The sequence below is a fragment of the Brevibacterium sp. 50QC2O2 genome (assembly GCF_024580675.1).
In the GTDB taxonomy this organism is placed as follows: Bacteria; Actinomycetota; Actinomycetes; order Actinomycetales; family Brevibacteriaceae; genus Brevibacterium; species Brevibacterium moorei.
This window is the reverse complement of sequence record NZ_JANIJZ010000006.1, coordinates 13974-36357: the sequence shown is the minus strand read 5'-3', so window position 1 is coordinate 36357 and position 22384 is coordinate 13974. Positions and strand designations below refer to the sequence as shown.

The following is a 22384-nucleotide window of genomic DNA, read 5'->3' as shown; positions in this document are numbered from 1 at the left end:
CGGTCAGGCCACTTCGAACAGGCCGGCCGCGCCCTGTCCGCCGCCGATGCACATCGTGACGACGACGTACTTGGCACCGCGGCGCTTACCCTCGATGAGGGCGTGCCCGACCATCCGGGCGCCCGACATGCCGTAGGGGTGGCCGATCGAGATGGCGCCGCCGTTGACGTTGTACTTCTCCGGGTCGATGCCCAGGCGGTCACGACAGTACAGGGTCTGCACCGCGAATGCCTCGTTGAGCTCCCACAGATCGATGTCGTCGACGGTCAGCCCGTGGCGCTTGAGCAGCTTCGGCACAGCGAAGACCGGGCCGATGCCCATCTCGTCCGGCTCACAGCCGGCCACCGCGATGCCGCGGTAGATGCCCAGCGGTTCGAGGCCCCGGCGCGAGGCCTCGGCGTCGCTCATCAGCACCGCAGCCGAGGCGCCGTCGGACAGCTGCGAGGCGTTGCCCGCGGTGATCGACGGGTTCGCCGAGGCCACTCCGGGGGCCAGCACCGGCTGCAGTGAGGACAGGCCCTCGAGCGTGGTCGAAGGGCGATTGCCCTCGTCCTTGCCCAGCGTGACCGTCTCCTCGGAGACCTCCTTGGTCGCCTTGTCCATGACGAGCTTCGTCGCGGTCAGCGGCACGATCTCCGCGTCGAAGCGGCCGGCTTCCTGCGCGGCTGCGGTGCGCCGCTGGCTCTCCAGCGAATACGCGTCCTGCGCCTCGCGGGTGACGCCATAGCGTTCGGCGACGACCTCGGCCGTGTTGAGCATCGGCAGGTAGAGTCCCGGATGGTTCTCGCTCAGCCACGGGTCCTTCGCGCGGAAGGTGTTCTGGTGTTCGTTCTGCACCAGGGAGATGGATTCGGCGCCACCGCCGACGGCGATGTCCATCCCGTCGGCGATGATCTGCTTGGCGGCGATCGAGATCGCCATCAGACCCGAGGCGCACTGCCGGTCGACGGTCTGGCCGGCGACCGTCACGGGCAGCCCGGCGCGCAGCGCCGCCTGCCGGCCGAAGTTCATGGACTGCGCGCCCTGTTGGACGGCGGCGCCGAAGACGACGTCCTCGATCTCGCCGCCTTCCAGCCCCGCCCGCTTGACCGCATTGGCGATCGCGTGGCCGGCGAGTTCCTGGGACTGGGTGTTGTTGAAGGCCCCACGGTACGCTTTGCCAATCGGCGTGCGTGCGGTGGAGACGATCACTGCATCGGTCATTGTTCCTCTTTCGATTGCGTCGGCTGCCCGGCGGGGCCGATCAGTTCTTCGGGCCGCCGGCGACGTAGATGACCTGCCCGGAGACGAAGCCCGCGCCCTCGCTGGCCAGGAACGAGGCGGTGTGCGCGATGTCCTCGGGCTTGCCGGTACGGCGCACGTCGATCTGCGCGGCGGCGGCCTTGGTGAACTCCTCGAAGGACACCCCGACGGATTCCGCGGTGGCCTTGGTCATATCGGTCTCGATGAACCCGGGGGCGATCGCATTGGCGGTCACGCCGTAGCGGCCGAGTTCGATCGCATAGGTCTTCGTCAGGCCCTGGATGCCCGCCTTGGCCGCCGAGTAGTTGGCCTGGCCGCGGTTGCCCAGCGCCGAGGTCGAGGACATCGAGATGATCCGGCCGAAGTTCTCCTGGACCATGTACTTCTGCGCGGCCTTCGTCATGATGAAGTTGCCCTCGAGGTGAACGGCCAGAACCTTCTGGAAGTCCGCCAGCGGCATCTTGAACAGCATATGGTCGCGGATGATACCGGCGTTGTTGATCAGCACGGTCGGCGCACCGAGTTCCTCGGCGATCTTCTCCACCGCCGCATTGGCGGCGGCCTCGTCGGTGATGTCGGCGCCGATGCCGATCGCCTGGCCGCCTGCGGCGTTGATCTCCTCGACGACGCCGCGGGTGTCCTCCTCACGGATGTCGACGACGGCGACGGCCAGTCCGTCCTTGGCCAGGCGCTTCGAGATGGCCGCGCCGATTCCACGGGCCCCGCCGGTGACGATTGCGGTACGCTGGGTCATTCTTGTCTCCTTCACGACCTGTCGGTCGAATCACTTACGGTATTTCTTGAGTTCGTGCCGGGCGATGGTCATCTTGTGCACCTCGTCCGGTCCGTCCGCCAGGCGCAGAGTGCGCACATGCGCATACATCTCCGCCAGGGGGAAGTCGTTCGTAACGCCGCCGCCGCCGTGCACCTGGATGGCCCGGTCGATGACCTTGAGTGCCATTTCCGGTGCCGCGACCTTGATCTCCGAGATCAGCGTACGGGCCACCTTGTTGCCCACGGTATCCATCAGGTACGCCGCCTGCAGGGTCAGCAGCCGGGCCTGGTCGATGGCGATGCGCGATTCCGCGATCCAATCCTGAATGTTCGCCTTCTCCGAGAGCTTGGACCCGAAGGCCACCCGCTCCTCTGCGCGCTTGCACATGAGCTCGAGCGCGCGCTCGGCGGCGCCGATGGCGCGCATGCAGTGGTGGATGCGGCCGGGCCCCAGCCGGGCCTGGCTGATCGCGAAGCCCTCGCCCTCGCCCTTGAGGACGTCCTTGGCAGGCACCCGCACCTGATCGAAGATGATCTCCGCGTGACCCTCCCGGTCCTCGTAGCCGAACACCGGGAGATTGCGCACCACGGTGACCCCCGGGGCGTCGATCGGCACGACCATCATGGACTGCTGGCGATGCTTCTCCGCATTGGGATCGGTCTTGCCCATCACGATGAGCACCTGGCAATTGGGGTGCAGAGCGTTCGAGGTGAACCACTTGCGGCCCTCGAGGATGTACTCGTCGCCGTCCTTCTTCATGACCATCTCGATGTTCGTGGCATCGGCGCTGGCCACTGCCGGTTCGGTCATCGCGAAGCCCGAAGCCATGGTGCCGTCGAGCAGCGGGCGCAGGTACTTCTCCTTGTGCTCATCAGTCCCGAAAAGGGTGAGCACCTCCATATTGCCGGTGTCGGGGGCATTGCAGTTGAAGACCTCGGGCCCCAGACCACCCGAGCGGCCCATCAGTTCGGCCAGCGGCGCGTACTCCAGGTTGGTCAGACCCGGACCCCATTCCGCGTGGGGGTGGAACAGGTTCCACAGCCCCGCCTCCTTGGCCTTGGCCTTGAGGTCCTCGAGGATCTGCGGCTGCGTATGGGGGCTGGCGGCCTCGGCCATCTGCCGCCGGTAGACGGGTTCGGCGGGGTAGACGAATTCGTCCATGAAGGCCTTTACCCTGTCATAGTATTCCTGGCCACGAGCGGTCTGTTCGAAGAGGTTGTTCACTGTCACTCCCTTGTGTCGTGCATTCCTGGTGAAAATGTGCAGGCTCAGCGGGTGCCGGCCAGCAGTTTGCTCTGATAGCGGCGCATTCCGCGCAGCCAGCGGTCGTAGTCGGAGCCCTTCATCCGGTACATCTCGAGTACCTCCGGGTGGGGCAGGGCCAGGAAGGTTCCGGATTCGACGGCCGCCAGGACACAGGTGGCCACTTCGTCCGGCTCGAGCACGCGGCCGGCCGAGGTCACTGCGGACTGGGCCGCCGCGTCCAACGAGTCCTCGGTGTTGTCCGCGCCGTGGAGCATCGCGGTGTTCACGCCCATCGGGCACAGACAGGTCACACCGACTCCCCGATCACCGTAGGTGATCGAGAGCCATTCGGCGAAACCGACGGCCGCGTGCTTGGTCACCGAGTAGCCGGCCTGGCCGATCTGGGTGAGCAGCCCGGCAGCCGATGCGGTGGCCACGAAGTGCCCGCCCCTACCGTCCGCCCAGCCGGGCACCAGGGCCTTGGCCGCGCGGATATGGGCTCGCAGATTGACGTCGATGATCAGGTCCCAGTCGGATTCGTCTTCGCCGAGGTCCTGGGGTCCGATGATTCCGGCATTGGCGAAGTAAAGATCGACCTCGCCGAGTTCGGCGCGGGTGGCTTCGATCAGCTCCGCAATGCCCTGAGTGCTGGTGCAGTCTCCGGACCAGGCCCGCTGGCCGAGTTCGGCCGCGATCTCCTGCACACGGGGATCCAGGTCCGCCAGCATGACCCGGGCACCGCGCTGCGTCAGGGCGCGGGCGATTGCGGATCCTATCCCACCGGCGGCACCGGTGACGACGGCGGTCTTCGAGTGCACATCCATGTGCGTCCTCCCGGTTCGTTGGTCTCCGGCTCCTCGTTGAGCCGGTCTGTCCCTGCCATTCTGGCCCTAAGCGCACGTGAATTTCAAGCCTGAGCAAACGTTTGTTCATTAACTCTTCAAGTCCCGCCGGGCTCTCGCACTCCAGGCGATCGAAGGAGGCATGGAAATGTGATTGACAAGACATCGCTACTGTGCTGAGATTGCTGAGAGCCCAATGTGAAACCCGTTTCATATTGGTTGTGGACAACCGGGTCCACACCGCGGACACCGAACCGGCAACCCCGCCGGATCGCTTTTCAAAGGAGAAAAGATGCCCCGCTCAACCACTCGCCCGATCCGTGCGCTATTGGCCGCCGCCACCACGTGTGGCCTGGTCGCAGGTCTCAGCGCCTGTGGCGGTTCCGCAGACACGGAATCCGACGATAGCGTGGTAATCGGCCTGACGGCTTCCCTGTCCGGAGGCGCTGCGGCATTCGGTGAGAACATCAAAACGGGCCTGGAAATGGCAGTGGACAAAGTCAACGAGTCCGGGGTGGAAATCGACGGCAAGAAGGTCACCGTCACTCTCAAGGCCTTGGACGACAAGTACGTCCCCTCGACCGCTGCAACCAATGCACAGCGCCTGGCCGATCAGGACAAGGCCGCGGTGATCTTCACCCCCAACGCCGGTGCTATCAAGGCAATGCAGCAGGTCAACGACGGCCGCTCGAAGTTCCTCATTTCCGCCTATACTTCGGATCCCGCAATCATCCAAAGCGGCAATGGACTAACCGTGATGACACCGCCGAACTTCGCGTCCTATGCGCAGGCGTTCGCCAAGAAACTGCGCGCCGACGGAGCGGAGAAGCTGGCCCTGTTGGGTACCCAGAGCGAATACGGGCAGCAGTGGACTACGGACGCGAAGTCCGCATGGACCGAGGCCGGTGGGACCGTCGGTAAAGACAACAGCGTCGATTACGCCACAGTGTCCGACTTCGCGGGCCCGGTATCCAAAGCACTGGCCGAAAAGCCCGATGCGATCTTCCTGGGCGGACCCAGCCAACCCACTGCGCTGATTGCCGAAGAAGCCCGCAAGCAGGGCTTCAATGGCAGCTTCTTCCTGATGGACCAGGCCAAGCTCGACGAAATGGGCACTGTTGCCAAAATGGAGAACTTCCGGGATTCCGTAGGTGTCCGACCGGTGTCGGACTATCAGGAGACCGGGACCGAAGAATTCCTTAAGACCTATACCGCAAGGGCCGGCATGGACAAGGTCGCCACGAGTGAGTCGGCGCTGAACTATTCGGCACTGCCAATCTTCGTCAAGGCAATGGAGATCTCCGGAACCTCGAGCGATCCCGACAAGATCCGCGAGGCGATGCCGGAGGCCCTGAAACAGGCCGACAAGTCCTATGAGGTACAGACTCCGTGGACAAGCATCTCCGATGCCGGCCACCTCCTCTCGGACAAGCTCGACGCCGCCTACTACGACAAGGCGGGGAAATACCAGCCCTTCGAGGTTCCACAGGTCGACGACTCCAAGTAGCCAACCTTCCAACCCATTCCCATTCTCAAACGCAATGGAGCAATTATGAAGAAAACCCCGCGCGCCCTGCTGCGCACGACCCTGTCCCTGACCACCATGGCCGCACTGGGCCTGGGCCTGGCCGCCTGTGGCGGTAGCGGGTCCGGATCCGGTTCCGACACCGTCGTCCTGGGCTACACCGGTCCGCTCTCCGGCGGCGGCGCCTCCTACGGCGAAAACGTCAAAATCGGCCTGGAAATGTCCGTGGACAAGATCAACGAAGCCGGCGTGAAGATCGACGGCAAGGACGTCAAGATCGAGCTGAAGTCGCTCGACGACAAGTACGTTCCCTCCACCGCGGCGACCAACTCACAGCGCCTGGCGGATCAGGACAAGGCAGCTGTGGTCTTCTCCCCCAACGCCGGAGCCATCAAGGCCATGCAGCAGGTCAACAACGGCCGCTCCAAGTTCCTCATCGGCGGTTACACCTCCGATCCCGAAATCGTCCAGCACGACAATCCCCTGACCATCATGATCCCCCCGAACTTCAAGTCCTACGCCGAACCCTTCACCAAGAAGCTGATGGACGAGGGCGCGAAGAAGATCTCGCTGCTGGGCACCCAGAGCGAATACGGCCAGCAATGGACCGCCGAGGTCAAGACGGCCTGGAGCACAGCCGGTGGCACCGTCGGCAAGGACAACAGCGTGGACTACGCGACGGTCTCCGACTTCGCCGGCCCCGTCTCCAAGGCCCTGGCCGAAAAACCCGACACGATCTTCGTCGGCGGCCCCTCCCAGCCCACCGCACTGATCATGGAAGAGGCCCGCAAGCAGGGCTTCAAGGGCTCCTTCTTCGTGATGGACCAGGCCAAACTCAATGAGATGGCCACCATCACCGACGAGAAGAACCTCTACGACTCCGTGGGCGTGCGGCCCGTAGAGGAATACGACGAGCCCGGCACCAAGGACTTCCTGGCCGCCTTCAAGACCAAGACCGAAGGCAAGAAGGTCGCCACCAGCGAATCGGCCCTGCATTACTCGGCGGTGCCGGTCTTCGTCAAGGCGATGGAGCTGGCCGGAACGACCAGCGATCCGGACAAGATCCGCGAGAAGATGTCCGAGGCCGTCACCCAGGTCGACAAGTCCTTCTACGTCCAGACCCCTGCTACCAAGGTCACCGATGCCGGTCACCTGATGGCAGACACCCTCGACGCATCGTTCCTCGACAAGTCGGGGAAGTACCAGACCGTCGAGGTCCCGCAGGCCGACGATTCCAAGTAGCCCGACCACCCTTTCCTCCTTCTCAGATGCAATGGAGCAGTCATGAAGAAGACACCACGCGCCCTGCTGCGCACAACACTGTCACTGACCACCATGGCGGCGCTGGGCCTCGGCCTGGCCGCCTGTGGCGGTAGCGGTGCCGGTTCAAGCGGCGACACCGTCGTGATCGGCTACACCGGCCCGCTGTCCGGTGGCGGCGCAGCCTACGGCGAGAACGTCAAGATCGGCCTGGAAATGGGCGTGGACAAGGTCAACGACATGGGCCTGAAGATCGACGGCAAGGACGTCAAGCTCGAACTGAAGTCGCTCGACGACAAGTACGTCCCCTCCACAGCCGCGACCAACGCCCAGCGCCTGGCCGATCAGGACAAGGCGGCGATCGTCTTCTCCCCCAACGCCGGTGCCATCAAGGCCATGCAGCAGGTCAACAACGGCCGTTCCAAGTTCCTCATCGGCGCCTACACCTCGGATCCGGAGATCTTCACGACCGGCAACCCGCTGACGGTCTTCGGCACCCCCAACTTCAACTCCTATGCCGAGCCCTTCACCAAGAAGGCGATGTCCATGGGAGCCAAGAAGCTCTCACTGCTCGGCACCCAGAGCGAGTACGGTCAGCAGTGGACGACCGTGGTCAAGAAGGCCTGGGCCGATGCAGGGGGCAGCGTGGGCGCCGACAACAGCCTGGACTATGCGACGGTCTCCGACTTCGCGGGGCCCGTGTCCAAGGCCCTGGCCGAAAAACCCGACACGATCTTCGTCGGAGGGCCCTCCCAGCCCACCGCACTGATCATGGAGGAGGCCCGCAAGCAGGGCTTCAAGGGCAGCTTCTTCGTGATGGACCAGGCCAAACTCGATGAGATGGCCACCGTGACCAAGGAAGACAACCTGCACAATTCGATCGGCGTCGCCCCGGTGAAGACCATGACCGAATCCGGCACGGAGAAGTTCCTCGAGGACTTCGCCGCCAAGGCGGGCAAGGACAAGGTCGCCACCACCGAATCGGCCTTCACCTTCCAGTTCGTCGGGCTGTTCGCCAAGGCGATGGAGGACGCGGGAACGAGCACCGACGCCGAGAAGCTGCGCGAATCGCTCAAGAACGCGATCACCCAGACCGATGAGTCCTTCCACGTCTCCATCTTCCCGACGGAGATGACCGCAGAGGGGCGATTGAGCAGCAAGGAGATCGAGTCGGCCTACTTGGACGACAAGGGCGAGTACAAACTGTTCACCGTGCCGGTCCTACCGGATAAGTGAGGCACCCATGACACTCTTCATCCAGCAACTCTTCAACGGCCTGGCACTCGGCGGCGTGTACTGTCTGGCCGCGATCGGCCTGACCCTGGTCTTCGGTGTGCTGCGCATCCCGAACCTGGCCCACGGCTCGATCTACATGCTCGGCGCCTATGTCACCTACTTCTTCCTGACAACCGTGGGCGTACCGTATTTCGCGGCCATCGGCATCTCCGCCATCATCATGTTCTTCCTGGGCGTGCTGATGGAACGCCTGGTGTTCAATCCACTGCGCAACGCCCCACACACCCATTACATGATCGCCGCGGTCGGTGCGATGTTCTTCTTCCAAGCCGTCGCCCAGGCCATCTGGGGCGCCGACTTCCGGCGAATGGACTCGCCCCTGACCGGGAACGTCTCCATCGCCGGCGCGCAGATCTCCGTGCAGCGCCTGGTCATCATCCTGGTGGCCGTCGTCGTCCTGGTCATCCTGACCTGGTTCATCAAGCGCACCCTGCAGGGTCAGACGATCGAGGCGATCGAACAGGACCGCACCGGCTCGTCACTGGTGGGCATCAACCCGTCGATGGTCTCGATGCTGACCCTGGGCCTATCCGCCCTGCTGGCGACCATCGCCGCCGGACTGGTGGCGCCGATCAATCTGCTCTCGCCCACCATGGGCTCGGCTCTGGACCTCAAGGTCTTCGCCATCATCATCCTCGGCGGACTGGGCTCCCTGCCCGGCGCCATCGTCGGCAGCTTCGTGCTGGCCGTCGCCGAGACAATGACCTCCACCTACATCTCCGCCGGTGTCGGCGAGGCGATCGCCTTCATCGTCCTGGTGGCGGTTCTGGCGATCAAACCCACCGGCCTGTTCGCAAAGGCGGTGCAACGATGAACGCGCTGAAACTGGCATTGCACAACCCCCGGGTCTGGGGCACCTGGGCGATCCTCATCGCCCTGGCCCTGGTGCCCATCGTCTTCGGCAATGAAAACTACGTGATGCGGTTGTTCACCGGCGCCCTGTGCACCGCGATCGCCGTCTACGGCATGAACATCCTGCTGGGATTCACCGGCCTGCTGTCCCTGGCCCAGGGCGGGTTCTTCGGGGTCGGCGCCTACACCGTGGGCCTGCTGACCACCGATTACGACTGGCCGTTCTGGCCGGCGCTGATCGCCGGGGTGCTCGTCGCCGCGATCCTCGGCTACCTGTGCGGGCTCATCGCCCTGCGGACCAAGGACGAGTACTTCGCCATCTTCACGATGGCCATCGGCTTCATCATCTACCTCATCGTCAGCCGGTGGGAATCGGTGACGCATGCCCACACTGGCGTGAACAACGTCAAGCTGCCCGAGGGTGGCGGGGTCATCGACTTCACCGACCCCATCCCGCTGTTCTACCTGGTATTCGCGATTCTGGCGCTCATCGTCTACGTGACCTGGGCGATCCGCCGGTCCTCGGTGGGCCGTACCCTCATCTCCATCAGGACCTCCGAGGACCTGGCCGATGCGATCGGTGTTAACGTCGGTGTGAACAAGCAGCTGGCATTCGCCGCTTCCACGGCTCTGGCGGGTCTGGGCGGCGGTCTCTACGCCAGCGTCATCGGTTTCATCGGCCCGGATTCGGCCATGGTCGACAAGACCTTCGAGATGCTCATGTTCATCCTCGTCGGCGGACTGGGAACGGTGGCCGGCCCACTGATCGGCACCCTGATCGTGACGTTCATCTTCGAGCTGTTCCAGGACTTCCAGGCCTACCGGTTCATCCTGGTCGGCCCCATCATCATCGCCCTGGTGATCTTCGCCCCGCGTGGCATCGTGGGCTACCTGGGCGGATGGCTGGACAAGCGCAGGGCCCGTAAACGCCAGGCCGAGGCCGCCGCCCGGCGGACGGCCGCAGCCGCGACCGGCGACTCGACTCGAAACACAGAGACTCAGGAGGTGCAGTGATGCTGCTCGAAGTACGCGGTCTGGGTAAGCGCTTCGGCGGCCTGGACGCAGTCAAGGACGTGGATCTGGACGTCGAGGAGGGCCAGATCACGGCAGTCATCGGCCCCAACGGCGCCGGCAAGTCCACCTTCTTCAATCTGATCCACGGGTTCTACCGTCCCACCTCCGGGACCGTGACCTTCAAGGGGGAGGACATCACACACACCTCCCCACACCGCACTGTGGCCGATGGCATCGCCAGGACCTTCCAGACGACGCATCTGTTCGACGATACGACGATTCTGGAGAACGTCCTGGCCGGCCGGATCGTGCGTTCGAAGTCGAATGTCTTCGACGCCGTGCTCAACACTCCACGCCACCGCCGCGAGGCCGAGCTCAACGAGGACAAGGCGCTCGAGGCCCTGGACTTCTGCGGCATCCTCGATTACAAGGACGATGTGGCGGGCCAGGTCCCCCAGGAAGTGCAGAAACGCACTGCGATGGCGATGGCCCTGGCCACCGACCCCGAACTCATCCTGCTCGACGAGCCCGCCGGTGGTATCCCGGAGGAGGAGACTGCAGAATTCGGCGAACTGATCCGTTCCCTGGTCCCCCGCGGCATCTCCGTACTCTTGGTCGAACACAAAATGTCCATGATCATGAGCCTGGCCGACAAAATCCTCGTGATGGAGAACGGCCAGCAGCTGGCAATCGGCGAACCCGCCCAGATCCGCTCGAACCCGGATGTGATCCGCGCCTATCTGGGTTCCTCGGCGGACGTCGACGAGGCGACCGTTCCGGCCGCGCAGAATGAACAGGAGGGCTGAGATGCTCAGTGTCGACAACGTCAGTGCCGGCTATGACGCCGTCAATGTGCTCCACGATGTGTCCATCACGGCCAATCCGGGGGAACTGACCGTGATCCTGGGGGCCAATGGTGCGGGTAAGAGCACTCTGTTCCGCACGATTTCGGGGCTGCTGCGGGCCCGTTCCGGCTCGATCACCTACGAGGGCGCACAGCTGCACCGGCTCAAGGCCAATAAGGTCGTGCGCAGTGGCATCGCCCAGTGTCCCGAGGGCCGCCACCTCTTCCCGAAGATGTCGGTGGAGAAGAACCTACGCCTGGGCTCGTATCCGCACCGCGACAAGCAGAAGACCGAGCGCATCCTCGGCGAGGTCTACGAACTGTTCCCGATCCTCAAGGAGAAGGCCGCGCAGCCGGCCGGTTCGCTCTCCGGCGGGCAGCAGCAGATGGTGGCGATCGGCCGAGCGCTGGTCAGCGATCCATCGCTGCTGATCCTCGACGAGCCCTCGATGGGCCTGGCCCCCATCGTCGTCGACCAGGTCCTGGAGGCGGTCGCACAGATCAACGGCAACGGGATCGGCGTGCTGCTCAGCGAGCAGAACGCCCGTGCCGCCCTGTCGATCGCACACCGCGGCTACGTCCTCTCCGAGGGCAGGGTCGTGCTCTCCGGCGATGCGGCGGATCTGCTGGTCAACCCCGAAGTCCAAGCGGCCTACCTGGGCCTGTGATCCGATGGGGACGGCCGGGGGCCGCCCGCGGGTGTACCCCGCGGAGCCGGCCAGGACCAGACGCACACCGGAGGAACTGAGCGATCGCGGGCAGCGAACCCGCCGGACGCTCATCGACTCCGCCCGGGAGGTCTTCTACCAGCACGGGTACTTGGAGTCCAAGCTCTCCGACATCACCGAACACGCGGGCGTGGCCGCGGGAACGTTCTACATCTACTTCGACAACAGAGAGGAACTGCTCGCCCAGATCATCGCCGAGTCATACGCCGACTCCCTTGACCCACGCGGAGCCAGGGACGTCCACGAGGGTCGGCCGTTGGACCGGATCCGGCACGGGAACCGGGTGTACGTCGAGTCCTACCGGAGCCACGCCGACGTCCACCGGATCATCGACGAGGCCTCTCTGGTGGACGAGTCGATCCGTGCGATGCGAGCGGCCAGGGCGCTGGCGCTCTTCGCCCGCAATGCGCAGACGATCCGTGAGCTGATCCGGCTGGGCCTGGTGTCTGCGATGATCGAACCGGACTCCACGGCCAGGGCGCTGTCTCTGATGGTCTCGCGCACCTGCAACTACGTCTACGTACAGGGCCACGAACTCGACACCTACCGGGGACGGGCAGGGGCTCGAAACCTGGCCGAGGAGCTCAGCGACATCTGGCTGCGGGCCCTGGGGTTGAATCCCGGATAATGCCGCACGCGCCGGTGCCCCCGCCTTGAACGGCGGGGGCACCGGCGCGTGCGGACCCGGATCGAGCTCAGGCGAACGGTGAGATATCACCGGCGCCCACGCGGGTGACCTCGGGAGCGCCGGAGGTGAAATCGACGACCGTACTCGGATCGGTGCCGGCGACCCCGGCATCGACGATGATGTCCACCTCGTGGCCGATCCGCTCCTCGATCTGCCAGGCCTCGGCCGGGGGCTCCTCGTCGCCGGGCAGCAACAGCGTCGACGACAGGATCGGCTCCCCCATCTCCGCCACCAAGTCCAAAGCCACCGGATTCAGGGGAATCCGTGCGCCCACCGTATGCTTCTTGGGCTGCAGCATGGCCCTGGGGACTTCCTTCGTGCCCTTGAGGATGAAGGTGTAGGGCCCCGGGGTGACCGCCTTGATCGTACGGAACGCGGCATTGTCGACGATGACGAACTGGCCCAGCTGGGCGAAATCGTGGCACATCACGGTGAAGTTGTGCTTCTTGCCCAGCTGTCGGATGCGGATGATGCGCTCGATGCCCTCCTTATTGCCGAGCCCAGTGCCCAGCGCGTAACTGGAGTCTGTCGGATAGGCGATGAGCGCCCCGGCGCGCAGGGCCTCGGCGACGCGGGTGATCTGCCGTGGCTGCGGGTTGACCGGATGGATCTCGATGATCTCCGCCATGATCTCACTCCTTCTCGTTGACGAACGTCGTATCGACTACCGTACGCGACCTGCGCCCGCCCGCAATCCCCGGCACGCGCTTCGACCCCTCCCCCGGTTCCGGAGCCGGCTGTCCGGTGGACGGACTCGAGGCGATGAACGTGTTGACCCATCTGGAAGCGGGATCCGCATCGACCAACAAGGCCTTGACCAACAGGGTCGCCGGCAGCGCCAGCAGAGCGCCCAGCCAGCCGAGTACCCAATACCAGAACAGCAGGGACAGGAATGAGATGAAGGGTGAGACTCCTACGGACTCGCCGGTGAACTTCGGCTGGATGATCGACTGGATAACGAAGTTGAGCACGCAATAGGACACGACGACCCACAACGCGTCCCACCAGTCCCCGCTGACCACGGCCATCAGAGCCGGCGGCACGAGGCCGATGACGAAGCCGATATTCGGGATGTAGTTCGTCAAGAAGGCCAGTACGCCCCACACGAATGCCAGGGGCACACCGATGATGATGAGCGCGATGACATCGAGCACTGCGACGATCAGGCCGAAAACCGTGGAGACGATCCAATAGCGCCGCACACCGTTGCCGAAGTCGGTCAGCGACCGGGTGAACCCCGGGCGCATCCGACCGGCCAAGCGCATCCGCAGTGGCAGGGTCATCGAATCCATCCCGAGGAAGAACACCGCCATCACCGCGGTGGTCAGCGCCGTGGCGATCAGGGAGACGTTCGAGAGCAGGGACATCACGGTGTTCAACAGATTCGACACGCTGAAACCGCTGAGCTGTTGGGCCAGCACATCCGGTGTCAGACCCAACTCGTTCAGGCCGTGCAGCGCATCCGTGTACAGCGCCCCGATCTTCACCGAGTACTTGGGGATGACCAGGACGAGTTCGGCCAGGGACCAGGCCGTCAGGCCGAAGAATCCGATGATGAGCACCAGGACCAGCACGATCGTCACTGCCGCTGCCAGGAACGCCGGCACCCTCAGTCGGACCAACCAGCGCTGTAGCGGGTAGACCACGATGACGAGGTTCAGTGCCAGGAACAGTGGGGCCAGAATCGAATTGAGACCCTGGATGAACTGCATGCTGAAGGCGAAGGCCGCCAGAGCCAGGACGACGGCCAGGAAACGCGGCAGCCCGCCGCCACCGGTGGTCCCGGTGACGGCGGGCTGCTCGGACGAACCGGCGGTACGGTTCATTTGCGCTTCCTCTTCTCCCTGATCCGCATCGACAGTTCGATGGGCGTGCCGGTGAAGTCGAAGGTCTCGCGCAGGCGGCGCGTGATGAAACGGCGGTAGCCGGGGTCCAGGAAGCCCGTGGTGAACAGCACGAATTTGGGCGGTCGGTTGGACACCTGGGTGCCGAACAGGATGCGCGGCTGCTTACCGCCGCGCAGCGGATGTGGGTTGGCCGCGACCAGTTCGCCGAGGAAGGCGTTGAACCGGCCGGTCGGAATCCGGGAATCCCAGCCGGCCAGGGCCCGGTCCATCGCCGGAACCAGACGGTCGGAGTGACGACCGGTGGCCGCAGACAGGTTGACCCGGGGCGCCCAGTCCACATGGGCCAGGTCCTTTTCGATTTCCCTGCCCAGGTTCCATCTGCGTTCCTCGTCCGTCAGGTCCCATTTGTTGAACGCCAGGACCAGGGCCCGGCCGGACTCCGTGACGGTCTTGATGATCCGCACGTCCTGTTCGCTCAGCGTCTCGTTGGCCTCCAACAGGACTACCGCGACTTCGGCGCGCTCGATCGCGGTCTGGGTGCGCAGGGCCGCGTAGAAGTCCGCGCCCGAGGCCTGCCTGGCACGTTTGCGGATCCCCGCGGTGTCGACGAAGCGCCACTGGCGCCCGCCGAGCTCGACCAGTTCGTCGACCGGATCGCGGGTCGTGCCGGCGAAGTCCTCGACGATCACGCGCTGGGAGCCGGCCAAGCGGTTGAGCAGGGAGGACTTGCCGACATTCGGCCGTCCGACCAGCGCCACCCGCCGTGGTCCGCCCTCCTCGACCATCTGTTCGACACGTGAGTACTCGGGTAGGACCGTGAGCACCTCGTCGAGCAAGTCGGCCACGCCGCGCCCGTGCACTGCCGAGACCGGGTGCGGCTCCCCCAGGCCCAGGGCCCAGAGTTCCGCCGCCGCCAGTTCGCCACGTTCGTCGTCGACCTTGTTCGCGGCCAGGATGATCGGCTTCTTGGCCCGCCGCAGCATCTTGACGATGTGCTCCTCGGTCGCGGTCACCCCGGTGCGCGAATCGACGACGAGCACGACCGCATCGGCCAGCTCGACGGCGATCTCGGACTGTTCGGCGATCCGCGAGGCCATACCGCGCACATCGATGTCCCAACCGCCGGTGTCGACCAGGGTGATCTTGCGGCCGTTCCACTCCGCGTGGTAGCTCACCCGGTCCCTGGTCACCCCGGGCACATCCTCGACGACCGCCTCACGCCGACCCAGGATTCGGTTGATCAGGGTGGATTTTCCAACGTTCGGTCTGCCCACGATCGCCAGCACGGGAGGGGCGCCGGTCTCACCGGCGGGGATCTCCCCACTGGTCAGTTCCTGCAGCAGCAGGCGGTCCTCGTCGTCCAGGTCGTAGTCGGCCAGGCTCGCGCGTAGCGAGTCCGCGCGCTGCTGGGCTTCCTCGTCACCGATCTCGGCGAGTCGTTCGACCAGCCGATCGTCCTCGTTGGCCGGTTTGAAATCCGCGTCCGCCTGGGCGTCCACGCGCCTCCGGGCGACCGGTTCGTTGTTCTCGCTCACTTGGCCTCGGCCTTCCGTACCAGGTCCAGGACCGCCTCGACAACAGTCGGGAAGTCGATATCGGAGGTGTCCAATGTCGTCACGCCGTCTGCGGCGGAGAGGAAACTGGTCGTCTGGGAGTCCTTCGCATCGCGATCGGCGATCTGCGAACGGGTGGCAGCGGTGCTCTGCGCATCGGCTCCGCCGTGGATCTCCGTGGCCCGCCGTGCGATGCGCACGTCCTCCCGTGCGGTCATCAGGATGCGCACCGGGGCGTCCGGGGCCACGACGGTCGTGATGTCACGGCCCTCCGCGACGATCCCGGGGGTGGTCCGTGCGATGATCCGGCGCTGCATGTCGATCAGGTCGGCGCGGGCCTCGGGTACTGCCGAGACCAACTGCACATTCTGCGAAACATCTTCAGAGCGGATCTCCTCGGTCACGTCCACACCGTCGACGAGGACGCTGCGGTCGGCGGGGTCGGTGGAGATCTCCAGATCCACACCGCGCACCTGCTCCACGACGTCCTGTGGATCCTCCACACCGCGATTGAGGCACAGCCAGGCCATCGCCCTGTACATCGCGCCGGTGTCCAGATAGCCGTAGCCCAGGCGCTGTGCGACTTCCCGCGACACGCTCGACTTGCCGACTCCGGACGGGCCATCGATTCCAATGACGGTCATTGTTCCCCACTGTTCGTATCATCGCCGAGGTCTCCGGCGCTGTTGTCTGTCGTTGTCTCTTCGGCCGCCTGGGCACCCGCGGTCTCCGGGACCCACCAGCCGCGGGCAGATAGCCCGTGCACGAGCTCGAGCGCACGAGCCGGCAGCACCGCCACGTCCACCGATCCCAGCTTAACGCCCGTCGCATGGTCCATGCGGATGTCCTCGACGTTGATGCCCAGCTCGCCGATGTCGTTGAACAACCGGCCGAGCGTTCCCGGCGCGTCGTCGAGGAACACGGTGACCTCGGCATAGTGCACCGGACCGGATCCGTGCTTACCCGGGATCCGCGCGCGGCCCTCATTACCTGCGGCCAGGGCGCCCGCGAGTACCCGCAGGGAGCCCGGTCCCAAATCCAGTGCCCCGATCACCGCGTCCAGGTCGCGGCGCAACCCGGCAAGCACCCGGCGGACCTCCTCCGCATTGCCGGCCAGGATCTGCGTCCACAGGCCCGGATCGGATTCTGCGATCCGCGTGGTGTCGCGCAGGCCCTGCCCCGCGAGGGCCACACCGTCCTCCGGCATCTCCTTGAGCTGTGCGGCCAGCAGGCTGGCCACGACCTGTGGGGCATGGGAGACCCGGGCCACCGAGGAATCGTGGAAGTCCGGGTCCAGATGGACCACTGCTCCCCCGACGTCCTGGGCCAGGGCGACGATCTGAGCCAAACGTTCCGGCGGGGTGTCCTCGTCCGAGCACACCACCCAGGGCCGGGCACGGAACAGGTCCTCGCGTGCGGCGATCGCCCCCGACTTCTCCCGCCCTGCCATCGGGTGGGAGCCGATGTAGCGGTCGAGTTCGTGGTCGTGGGCACCGGCCGCGACCTGGGCGAGGATCCCGCCTTTGACGCTCGCGACATCGGTCACCGTCGCCGCGGGCCAATCGTGCAGTGCCCGCAGGACGATTCCGGCCACGACGTCCGGAGGCGCGGCGACCACCACCACCTGCGGGTCGGCCGGGGTGTCCACGGTGCCCGCGCCGATGTCGGCGGCCAGCCGAGCGGCCACGGGCGAGGCATCGGCCAGGGTGACGGTATGGCCCGCTGCGCGCAGGGCCAGGCCCAGGGAGGCGCCGAGGAGCCCGGTGCCGATGATATGGACCCTCACAGGCCTACGGCTTCGAACAGCGCGGCCAGTTCGTCCGGCCGCAGGTCGCGGAGCTTGCCCTGCCGCTGCTCGGCGAGGTCGATCGGTCCGAACTTGATGCGCACCAGGCGCAGCACCGGATAGCCGACTTCTTCGAGCATGCGGCGCACGATCCGATTGCGGCCCTCGTGCAGCGTGATCTCGACCAGGCTGTAGCCCGGTAGCGAATCGACGACCTTGAACTCATCGGCATGGGCCAGCCCGTCCTCGAGCTCAATGCCCTGCTTGAGGCGCTTTCCGACGTCACGGGCCACCTGGCCCCTGACCTCGGCCAGGTAGGTTTTGCGGATACCGTAGCGCGGATGGGTGAGGCGGTTGGCCAGTTCCCCGTCGTTGGTCAGCAACAGCAGGCCCTCGGTGTCGTAGTCCAGCCGGCCCACGTGGAACAACCGCTCCTCACGACCCCGGAGGAAATCGTTGAGGTCGCGCCTACCCTCCGGATCGTTCATCGTCGTCATCACCTTGGCGGGTTTGTTCAGTGCCAGGTAGACCTTCCCCTGCGCCGTGACGATCGGCATCCCATCGACGGTCACCGACTGCTTCTGCGGATCGATCCGCACACCGAGTTCACGCACCTGCTGGCCGTCGACCATCACCCTGCCGTCGGTGATCAGCTGTTCGCAGGACCGGCGCGAGCCCAGGCCCGCTGCTGCAAGCACCTTCTGCAGTCGCTCACCGCCGGCCGCGTGCACGTCGCGGTCCGGCGCCGGGGTCCTCTGCGCGCGCTGCTTGCGGGTCGGCCGTTTCGACTTGTGGCCGGGAGATCGGGGGTCGCTGTAGCTCATGGTTCTATTCTCTCAAAGTCTCGCCGGTTTCCGCGTCTGCGGCCTCCGGTAGGAATGGTGCGATATCGGGTAATTCGTCCAGGCCGCCGATCCCCAGCATTTCGAGGAAGGTCGCCGAGGTGGTGTAGCGTCGTGCGCCGGTGACCGGTTCCACATCGGCCTCCTCGACGAGTCCGCGCAACAACAGGGTGCGCATCACCCCATCGACGTTGACCCCGCGGATCGCCGCGATTCGCGGCCGCGACACCGGCTGACGATATGCGACGACCGCCAAGGTCTCCAGTGCCGCCTGGCTGAGTCTGGCGGTTTGCCCGGCGGTCAGGAATTCCGCGACGTTCTCCGCCTGGTCGGCCCGGGAGTAGATGCGCCAGCCTCCTGCCACGCACCGCAGTTCGAAGCCCCGGCGGCGAGCGCCGGGCACCTGACCATCATAGTCTGCTGCCAGCCGTCGCAAAGCACGGGCCACTTCCCCGGCGGTGGCTCCCAGCCCCTCGGCCAGGCGGTCCTCGGCCAGGGGCTCCCTGGCCACCATGAGCACCGCCTCCAGCGCGGTGTCCAGGGCGGGGTCCACAGCGCTCGGATCATTCACCGGTTCCCTCCTCATCCTCTCCGGATCGCCCGTTGTGAGTGTCCGGTTCCAGCAGCGCTGCTGTGGGCAGGACCCGCAGGTCCCCCAGCGGCTCAGGCTGCGCCAGTTCGACCATTCCCGCTTTGAAAAGTTCGAGCAGGATCAGGAAGCGGACGACCACCACCAGATTCGGCCGACCCGCAGTGAGTCCCGAGAAGCTCGTAGGCCCCTCTGCCAGTTTCACCAGCATCCACCGGCGTTGTTCGGCCAGGCTGATCCGCGGGCGGTGGACGTGGTCGACCTCGACGACCGGTATCGGTGCCTGGGCACGTTCGTACACCGCAGTGCACATCGCCGCCAGGTCGGCCGGAGTGAGATCGAGGACCAGCGGTGGCAACAGCCCGTGGAACCGCTCTTCGAGCTCCACGTCCCGTGCCACGCTGCGACCCTGTTCGCTCAACCTGTGACCGAACATCCCGGAGACCGTCTTATAGGCCCGATACTGCAGCAGGCGGGCGAACAACAGATCGCGTGCTTCGAGCAGTTCGAGATCCACTTCGGCTTCCCCCGGCCGCACCGGCAGCAGGCGGCTGGTTTTGAGGTCGAGCAGGGTGGATGCGACGACGAGAAAGTTCGACAGTTCCTCCAGACCCGCTGCGCCGTTGGATCTCAGAGCTGCGACATATGCGAGGAATTCGTCGGTCACGCGGGCCAGGGATATCTCGGTGAGGTCCAGCCGGTGTTTGGCGATGAGCCCCAGCAGCACGTCGAAGGGTCCGGAGAAATTCTCCAGCACCACGGAGAAGCCGGAGGCTCCCCCCTGTGCGGGGACCTCCGGCCTCTCTCCACCGTGCCGCTGTCGGGCGTTGATGTGGGTACTCAGGGGGCGCCCCCACGGGAGATGAGTTCCCTGGCCAACCGGCGGTAGGCCTCGGCACCCGCGTGTTTGGGTGCGAATGCGGTGATGGGCTCCGCCGCAACCGAGGCATCGGGGAACTTCACGGTGCGTGCGATCACGGTTTCGAACACCTTGTCCCCGAAGGCCTCGACCACGCGGGCGATGACCTCGCGCGAATGCAGGGTGCGACCGTCGTACATCGTGGCCAGGATTCCGTCGATTTGCAGGACCGGGTTGAGACGGTCCTGAACCTTCTCGATCGTCTCCACCAACAGTGCGACACCGCGCAGCGCAAAGAACTCGGTCTCCAGGGGGATGATGACGCCATGCGCCGCGGTCAGCGCATTGACGGTCAACAGGCCCAGCGAGGGCTGGCAGTCGATGAGCACCACATCATACTCCCCCGCCAGCTTCGAGAGCGAACGGGCCAGCACCTGTTCGCGGGCGACCTCGCCGACCAGCTGGACCTCTGCGGCGGACAGGTCGATATTGGCCGGCAGCACGTCGATATTCGCATACGCGGTGTGATGGACGACGTCGTGCGGGTCCATCCGCGGTTGCATCAGCATGTTGTACACGCTGAGATCCAGGGCGTTGGGGTTGATGCCGAAGCCCACGGACAGGGCGCCCTGCGGGTCGAAGTCCACCAACAGGACCCGGCGGCCGTAGTCCGCCAGTGCCGCACCCAGGTTGATCGACGAGGTGGTCTTACCGACCCCGCCCTTCTGATTGACCATCGCGATGATCCGCGCCGGACCGTGCTGGCCCAATGGTGTGGGAATGGGGAATTCGGTGATCGGACGACCGGTGGGGCCCAGTTCGGACACCGGTGCGTCGAGTGTTCCATGCTGACTCGTCACTACTCACCTTCCCTACGACTGTGCCTCTACCTTAGCAGCGGTGGAGGCCGTGTCGCGCCAGCATATGACTACACGGGTGTGGTATAGAATTCAGTGTGCCCGGGGATGGGTCGAAGCGTAGACCTCGCGCAGATTCGCGGCCGTCACCCGAGTATAGATCTGCGTAGTGGTCACAGAGGCGTGCCCCAACAGTTCCTGCACGATCCGAATGTCGGCACCGCCTTCGAGCAGGTGCGTGGCGAAGGAGTGGCGCAGCGAGTGGGCTGTGACCTCGTGACCCAATCCGGCCAGGTCCGCAGCTCGTTTGACGATGGCCCAGGCCGACTGCCGGGACAACCGGGTGCCACGCGCATTGCGGAACACTGCCGCGACATCCACCCCGCTGGCCCCACCGGCCGGGGTCAAGCGGGGCCGGCCGCTGACCAGATAGCGCCCCAGCGCCGCTACCGCGTGCGACCCGATGGGCACCAGGCGTTCTTTGTTCCCCTTGCCGTAGAGTCTGACGATTCTGGCATCGAGGTCGAGGTCGTCGAGGTCCAGGCCGACGGCCTCCGAGATCCGCGCACCGGTGGCATAGAGGAACTCCAGCAGGGCGGCCGCACGCAGCGTCGCGGGCTCGTCGCCCTCCGCCGTCGCCAACAGGGCCTCGACCTGGTCCAGCCGGAGGGCCTTGGGCAGGCGGGAGGCATCCGTCGGCGGAGTGATTTCGGCACTGGGGTCGGCCGGGCTGATCCCCTCGGCTGCCAGGAAGAAGTGGAAGCGGCGCAGGGCGACGATGATACGACCACGGCTGCGCACCGCCAGCCCGGCTGCGGCGAGTTCGGCACTGAAGGCCCGGATGTGCTCCGCGGTGATAGTCGCGGGTTCGGTGATCCCCCGGGCCGCAAGACTCGCCAGGTACCGCGCCAGATCGCGCGCATAGGCGTCCACCGTGTTGCGCGTGAGACCGCGCTCCAACCCGATGTGGGTCAAATAGGCGGCCGCCGCCTCGCGCAGGCGTGGCGGCAGATCATCTGGCAGAAGTGCCGCAGCATGGCGTGCCGGCGGCCGAGGGCTCATAGCCGCAGACCTCAGCCCCGGGGAATACGGGCGTGACCGGCCGCCCGGATATGCTCCAGACTGGGCCAGGGCGCATCCCCCGGCCGCAGTCCGGTCCAGCCGGCGGCCCTTGCCCTTTCGGCGTGCAGGACGGCCAACTGGCAGGTGGCGTTGAGGATACCACCGGCGCTCACGGCCGCAGCGGCATCGGACAGATCGACCCAGCGCTTCTCAATGCCGAGTTCCTCGTCCTCGCGCGCGTGCCGTTCCTCCTGGGGCACGGCGGACAGGCCGCGGGCCAGGAAGATCCGCAGGACCTCCGAGGAACTGCCCGGAGTGGTGTACTGGTCTGCCAGCACCGACCATTCTGCGGCGCGCAGATCCGCCTCTTCGAACAGTTCGCGGGCCGCCGCGGGGCGGCCCGACTCGCCGGCCTGGTCGAGTAGGCCGGCGGGGATCTCCCATTCCCTGGCCAGGACCGGATGGCGGTACTGCCGAATCAGCAGAATCCGGTCCTGGGCGTCGACTGCGGCGATCGCCACGGCCGAGGTGTGCGCGGTGAACTCCCTGCACATCGGCCGCGGGGCCTCGGGCAGGGTGAAGGTCTCCGAGCGGATATCCCAGATGACGCCGGGATAGGCGATCCGGGATTCCACCACGGGAGCGGCTTCGAGCTCATCACGCAACTCGGTCATCGCG

Annotated in this window: 23 protein-coding genes; 8 read left to right on the top strand and 15 right to left on the bottom strand. The window is 65.6% G+C overall.

What is annotated here, in order from left to right:
- Positions 1 to 3: 3 nt before the first annotated feature.
- Genes NQ038_RS06570 through NQ038_RS06555 form a run of 4 tightly spaced genes read right to left on the bottom strand, consistent with a single transcriptional unit; the run spans position 4 to position 4086 of the window.
- Positions 4 to 1203: an acetyl-CoA C-acyltransferase gene (locus tag NQ038_RS06570; RefSeq protein WP_257046604.1), complete on the bottom strand. Its 1200-nt coding sequence runs from the start codon at positions 1201 to 1203 to the stop codon at positions 4 to 6.
- Positions 1204 to 1243: 40 nt separating this feature from the next.
- Positions 1244 to 1996, bottom strand: a complete 753-nt coding sequence (locus tag NQ038_RS06565; RefSeq protein WP_257046605.1) for an SDR family NAD(P)-dependent oxidoreductase — start codon at positions 1994 to 1996, stop codon at positions 1244 to 1246.
- 30 nt (positions 1997 to 2026) lie between these two features.
- Entirely contained in the window at positions 2027 to 3241 is a 1215-nt protein-coding gene (locus NQ038_RS06560; protein ID WP_257046606.1) for an acyl-CoA dehydrogenase family protein, read from the bottom strand.
- 44 nt (positions 3242 to 3285) lie between these two features.
- Positions 3286 to 4086, bottom strand: a complete 801-nt coding sequence (locus tag NQ038_RS06555) for an SDR family oxidoreductase (RefSeq protein ID WP_257046607.1) — start codon at positions 4084 to 4086, stop codon at positions 3286 to 3288.
- A gap of 310 nt (positions 4087 to 4396) precedes the next feature.
- On the opposite strand from NQ038_RS06555, the gene NQ038_RS06550 reads away from it, so the two are divergent.
- Genes NQ038_RS06550 through NQ038_RS06515 form a run of 8 tightly spaced genes read left to right on the top strand, consistent with a single transcriptional unit; the run spans position 4397 to position 12251 of the window.
- Positions 4397 to 5611 (top strand): ABC transporter substrate-binding protein, encoded by a 1215-nt coding sequence (locus NQ038_RS06550; protein WP_257046608.1) that lies wholly within the window; start codon positions 4397 to 4399, stop codon positions 5609 to 5611.
- A gap of 45 nt (positions 5612 to 5656) precedes the next feature.
- Positions 5657 to 6871: an ABC transporter substrate-binding protein gene (locus NQ038_RS06545; RefSeq protein WP_257046609.1), complete on the top strand. Its 1215-nt coding sequence runs from the start codon at positions 5657 to 5659 to the stop codon at positions 6869 to 6871.
- 42 nt (positions 6872 to 6913) lie between these two features.
- Positions 6914 to 8125, top strand: coding sequence for an ABC transporter substrate-binding protein (locus tag NQ038_RS06540; RefSeq protein ID WP_257046610.1), 1212 nt, complete (start codon positions 6914 to 6916; stop codon positions 8123 to 8125).
- A gap of 7 nt (positions 8126 to 8132) precedes the next feature.
- Entirely contained in the window at positions 8133 to 8999 is an 867-nt protein-coding gene (locus tag NQ038_RS06535; RefSeq protein WP_257046611.1) for a branched-chain amino acid ABC transporter permease, read from the top strand.
- Entirely contained in the window at positions 8996 to 10051 is a 1056-nt protein-coding gene (locus tag NQ038_RS06530) for a branched-chain amino acid ABC transporter permease (RefSeq protein WP_257046612.1), read from the top strand. The genes NQ038_RS06535 and NQ038_RS06530 overlap by 4 nt, the downstream gene beginning before the upstream one ends.
- Positions 10051 to 10857, top strand: a complete 807-nt coding sequence (locus NQ038_RS06525; protein ID WP_257046613.1) for an ABC transporter ATP-binding protein — start codon at positions 10051 to 10053, stop codon at positions 10855 to 10857. Before NQ038_RS06530 ends, NQ038_RS06525 begins: the two co-directional genes overlap by 1 nt.
- Before the next feature lies 1 nt (position 10858).
- On the top strand, positions 10859 to 11563 hold the full coding sequence (locus tag NQ038_RS06520) for an ABC transporter ATP-binding protein (protein ID WP_257046614.1): 705 nt from the start codon (positions 10859 to 10861) through the stop codon (positions 11561 to 11563).
- Positions 11564 to 11594: 31 nt separating this feature from the next.
- Positions 11595 to 12251, top strand: a complete 657-nt coding sequence (locus NQ038_RS06515) for a TetR/AcrR family transcriptional regulator (protein ID WP_257062150.1) — start codon at positions 11595 to 11597, stop codon at positions 12249 to 12251.
- A 67-nt stretch (positions 12252 to 12318) separates the two neighbouring features.
- On the opposite strand, the gene NQ038_RS06510 is transcribed toward NQ038_RS06515, so the two are convergent.
- From NQ038_RS06510 to NQ038_RS06460, 11 genes are all read right to left on the bottom strand, one after another.
- Positions 12319 to 12939, bottom strand: a complete 621-nt coding sequence (locus tag NQ038_RS06510; RefSeq protein WP_257046616.1) for an L-threonylcarbamoyladenylate synthase — start codon at positions 12937 to 12939, stop codon at positions 12319 to 12321.
- A 4-nt stretch (positions 12940 to 12943) separates the two neighbouring features.
- Positions 12944 to 14137 (bottom strand): AI-2E family transporter, encoded by a 1194-nt coding sequence (locus NQ038_RS06505; protein WP_257046617.1) that lies wholly within the window; start codon positions 14135 to 14137, stop codon positions 12944 to 12946.
- Positions 14134 to 15657, bottom strand: a complete 1524-nt coding sequence (gene der, locus NQ038_RS06500; RefSeq protein WP_257046658.1) for a ribosome biogenesis GTPase Der — start codon at positions 15655 to 15657, stop codon at positions 14134 to 14136. Before der ends, NQ038_RS06505 begins: the two co-directional genes overlap by 4 nt.
- A 32-nt stretch (positions 15658 to 15689) precedes the next feature.
- On the bottom strand, positions 15690 to 16355 hold the full coding sequence (cmk, locus tag NQ038_RS06495; RefSeq protein ID WP_257046618.1) for a (d)CMP kinase: 666 nt from the start codon (positions 16353 to 16355) through the stop codon (positions 15690 to 15692).
- On the bottom strand, positions 16352 to 17497 hold the full coding sequence (locus NQ038_RS06490; protein ID WP_257046619.1) for a prephenate dehydrogenase: 1146 nt from the start codon (positions 17495 to 17497) through the stop codon (positions 16352 to 16354). The genes cmk and NQ038_RS06490 overlap by 4 nt, the downstream gene beginning before the upstream one ends.
- Positions 17494 to 18321, bottom strand: coding sequence for a pseudouridine synthase (locus tag NQ038_RS06485; protein WP_257046620.1), 828 nt, complete (start codon positions 18319 to 18321; stop codon positions 17494 to 17496). Before NQ038_RS06485 ends, NQ038_RS06490 begins: the two co-directional genes overlap by 4 nt.
- A gap of 4 nt (positions 18322 to 18325) precedes the next feature.
- A complete protein-coding gene (locus NQ038_RS06480) occupies positions 18326 to 18910 on the bottom strand; it encodes an SMC-Scp complex subunit ScpB (protein WP_257046621.1) in 585 nt (194 codons plus the stop codon).
- A complete protein-coding gene (locus NQ038_RS06475) occupies positions 18903 to 19685 on the bottom strand; it encodes a ScpA family protein (RefSeq protein WP_257046622.1) in 783 nt (260 codons plus the stop codon). The genes NQ038_RS06480 and NQ038_RS06475 overlap by 8 nt, the downstream gene beginning before the upstream one ends.
- An 83-nt stretch (positions 19686 to 19768) precedes the next feature.
- On the bottom strand, positions 19769 to 20647 hold the full coding sequence (locus NQ038_RS06470) for an AAA family ATPase (protein WP_257046623.1): 879 nt from the start codon (positions 20645 to 20647) through the stop codon (positions 19769 to 19771).
- Between the two features lie 90 nt (positions 20648 to 20737).
- Complete coding sequence (gene xerD, locus NQ038_RS06465) at positions 20738 to 21706, bottom strand: site-specific tyrosine recombinase XerD (protein ID WP_257046624.1); 969 nt, start codon at positions 21704 to 21706, stop codon at positions 20738 to 20740.
- Between the two features lie 11 nt (positions 21707 to 21717).
- Positions 21718 to 22380 (bottom strand): NUDIX hydrolase, encoded by a 663-nt coding sequence (locus NQ038_RS06460; RefSeq protein WP_257046625.1) that lies wholly within the window; start codon positions 22378 to 22380, stop codon positions 21718 to 21720.
- Between the last annotated feature and the right edge of the window lie 4 nt (positions 22381 to 22384).

Bases quoted from the DNA above. Each gene is read 5' to 3' on its own strand.
- NQ038_RS06570 (WP_257046604.1), bottom strand. From the start codon at position 1,203: ATGACCGATGCAGTGATCGTCTCCACCGCACGCACGCCGATTGGCAAA.
- NQ038_RS06565 (WP_257046605.1), bottom strand. From the start codon at position 1,996: ATGACCCAGCGTACCGCAATCGTCACCGGCGGGGCCCGTGGAATCGGC.
- NQ038_RS06555 (WP_257046607.1), bottom strand. From the start codon at position 4,086: ATGGATGTGCACTCGAAGACCGCCGTCGTCACCGGTGCCGCCGGTGGG.
- NQ038_RS06550 (WP_257046608.1), top strand. From the start codon at position 4,397: ATGCCCCGCTCAACCACTCGCCCGATCCGTGCGCTATTGGCCGCCGCC.
- NQ038_RS06545 (WP_257046609.1), top strand. From the start codon at position 5,657: ATGAAGAAAACCCCGCGCGCCCTGCTGCGCACGACCCTGTCCCTGACC.
- NQ038_RS06540 (WP_257046610.1), top strand. From the start codon at position 6,914: ATGAAGAAGACACCACGCGCCCTGCTGCGCACAACACTGTCACTGACC.
- NQ038_RS06535 (WP_257046611.1), top strand. From the start codon at position 8,133: ATGACACTCTTCATCCAGCAACTCTTCAACGGCCTGGCACTCGGCGGC.
- NQ038_RS06530 (WP_257046612.1), top strand. From the start codon at position 8,996: ATGAACGCGCTGAAACTGGCATTGCACAACCCCCGGGTCTGGGGCACC.
- NQ038_RS06525 (WP_257046613.1), top strand. From the start codon at position 10,051: ATGCTGCTCGAAGTACGCGGTCTGGGTAAGCGCTTCGGCGGCCTGGAC.
- NQ038_RS06520 (WP_257046614.1), top strand. From the start codon at position 10,859: ATGCTCAGTGTCGACAACGTCAGTGCCGGCTATGACGCCGTCAATGTG.
- NQ038_RS06510 (WP_257046616.1), bottom strand. From the start codon at position 12,939: ATGGCGGAGATCATCGAGATCCATCCGGTCAACCCGCAGCCACGGCAG.
- NQ038_RS06505 (WP_257046617.1), bottom strand. From the start codon at position 14,137: ATGAACCGTACCGCCGGTTCGTCCGAGCAGCCCGCCGTCACCGGGACC.
- cmk (WP_257046618.1), bottom strand. From the start codon at position 16,355: ATGACCGTCATTGGAATCGATGGCCCGTCCGGAGTCGGCAAGTCGAGC.
- NQ038_RS06485 (WP_257046620.1), bottom strand. From the start codon at position 18,321: ATGAGCTACAGCGACCCCCGATCTCCCGGCCACAAGTCGAAACGGCCG.
- xerD (WP_257046624.1), bottom strand. From the start codon at position 21,706: ATGAGCCCTCGGCCGCCGGCACGCCATGCTGCGGCACTTCTGCCAGAT.
- NQ038_RS06460 (WP_257046625.1), bottom strand. From the start codon at position 22,380: ATGACCGAGTTGCGTGATGAGCTCGAAGCCGCTCCCGTGGTGGAATCC.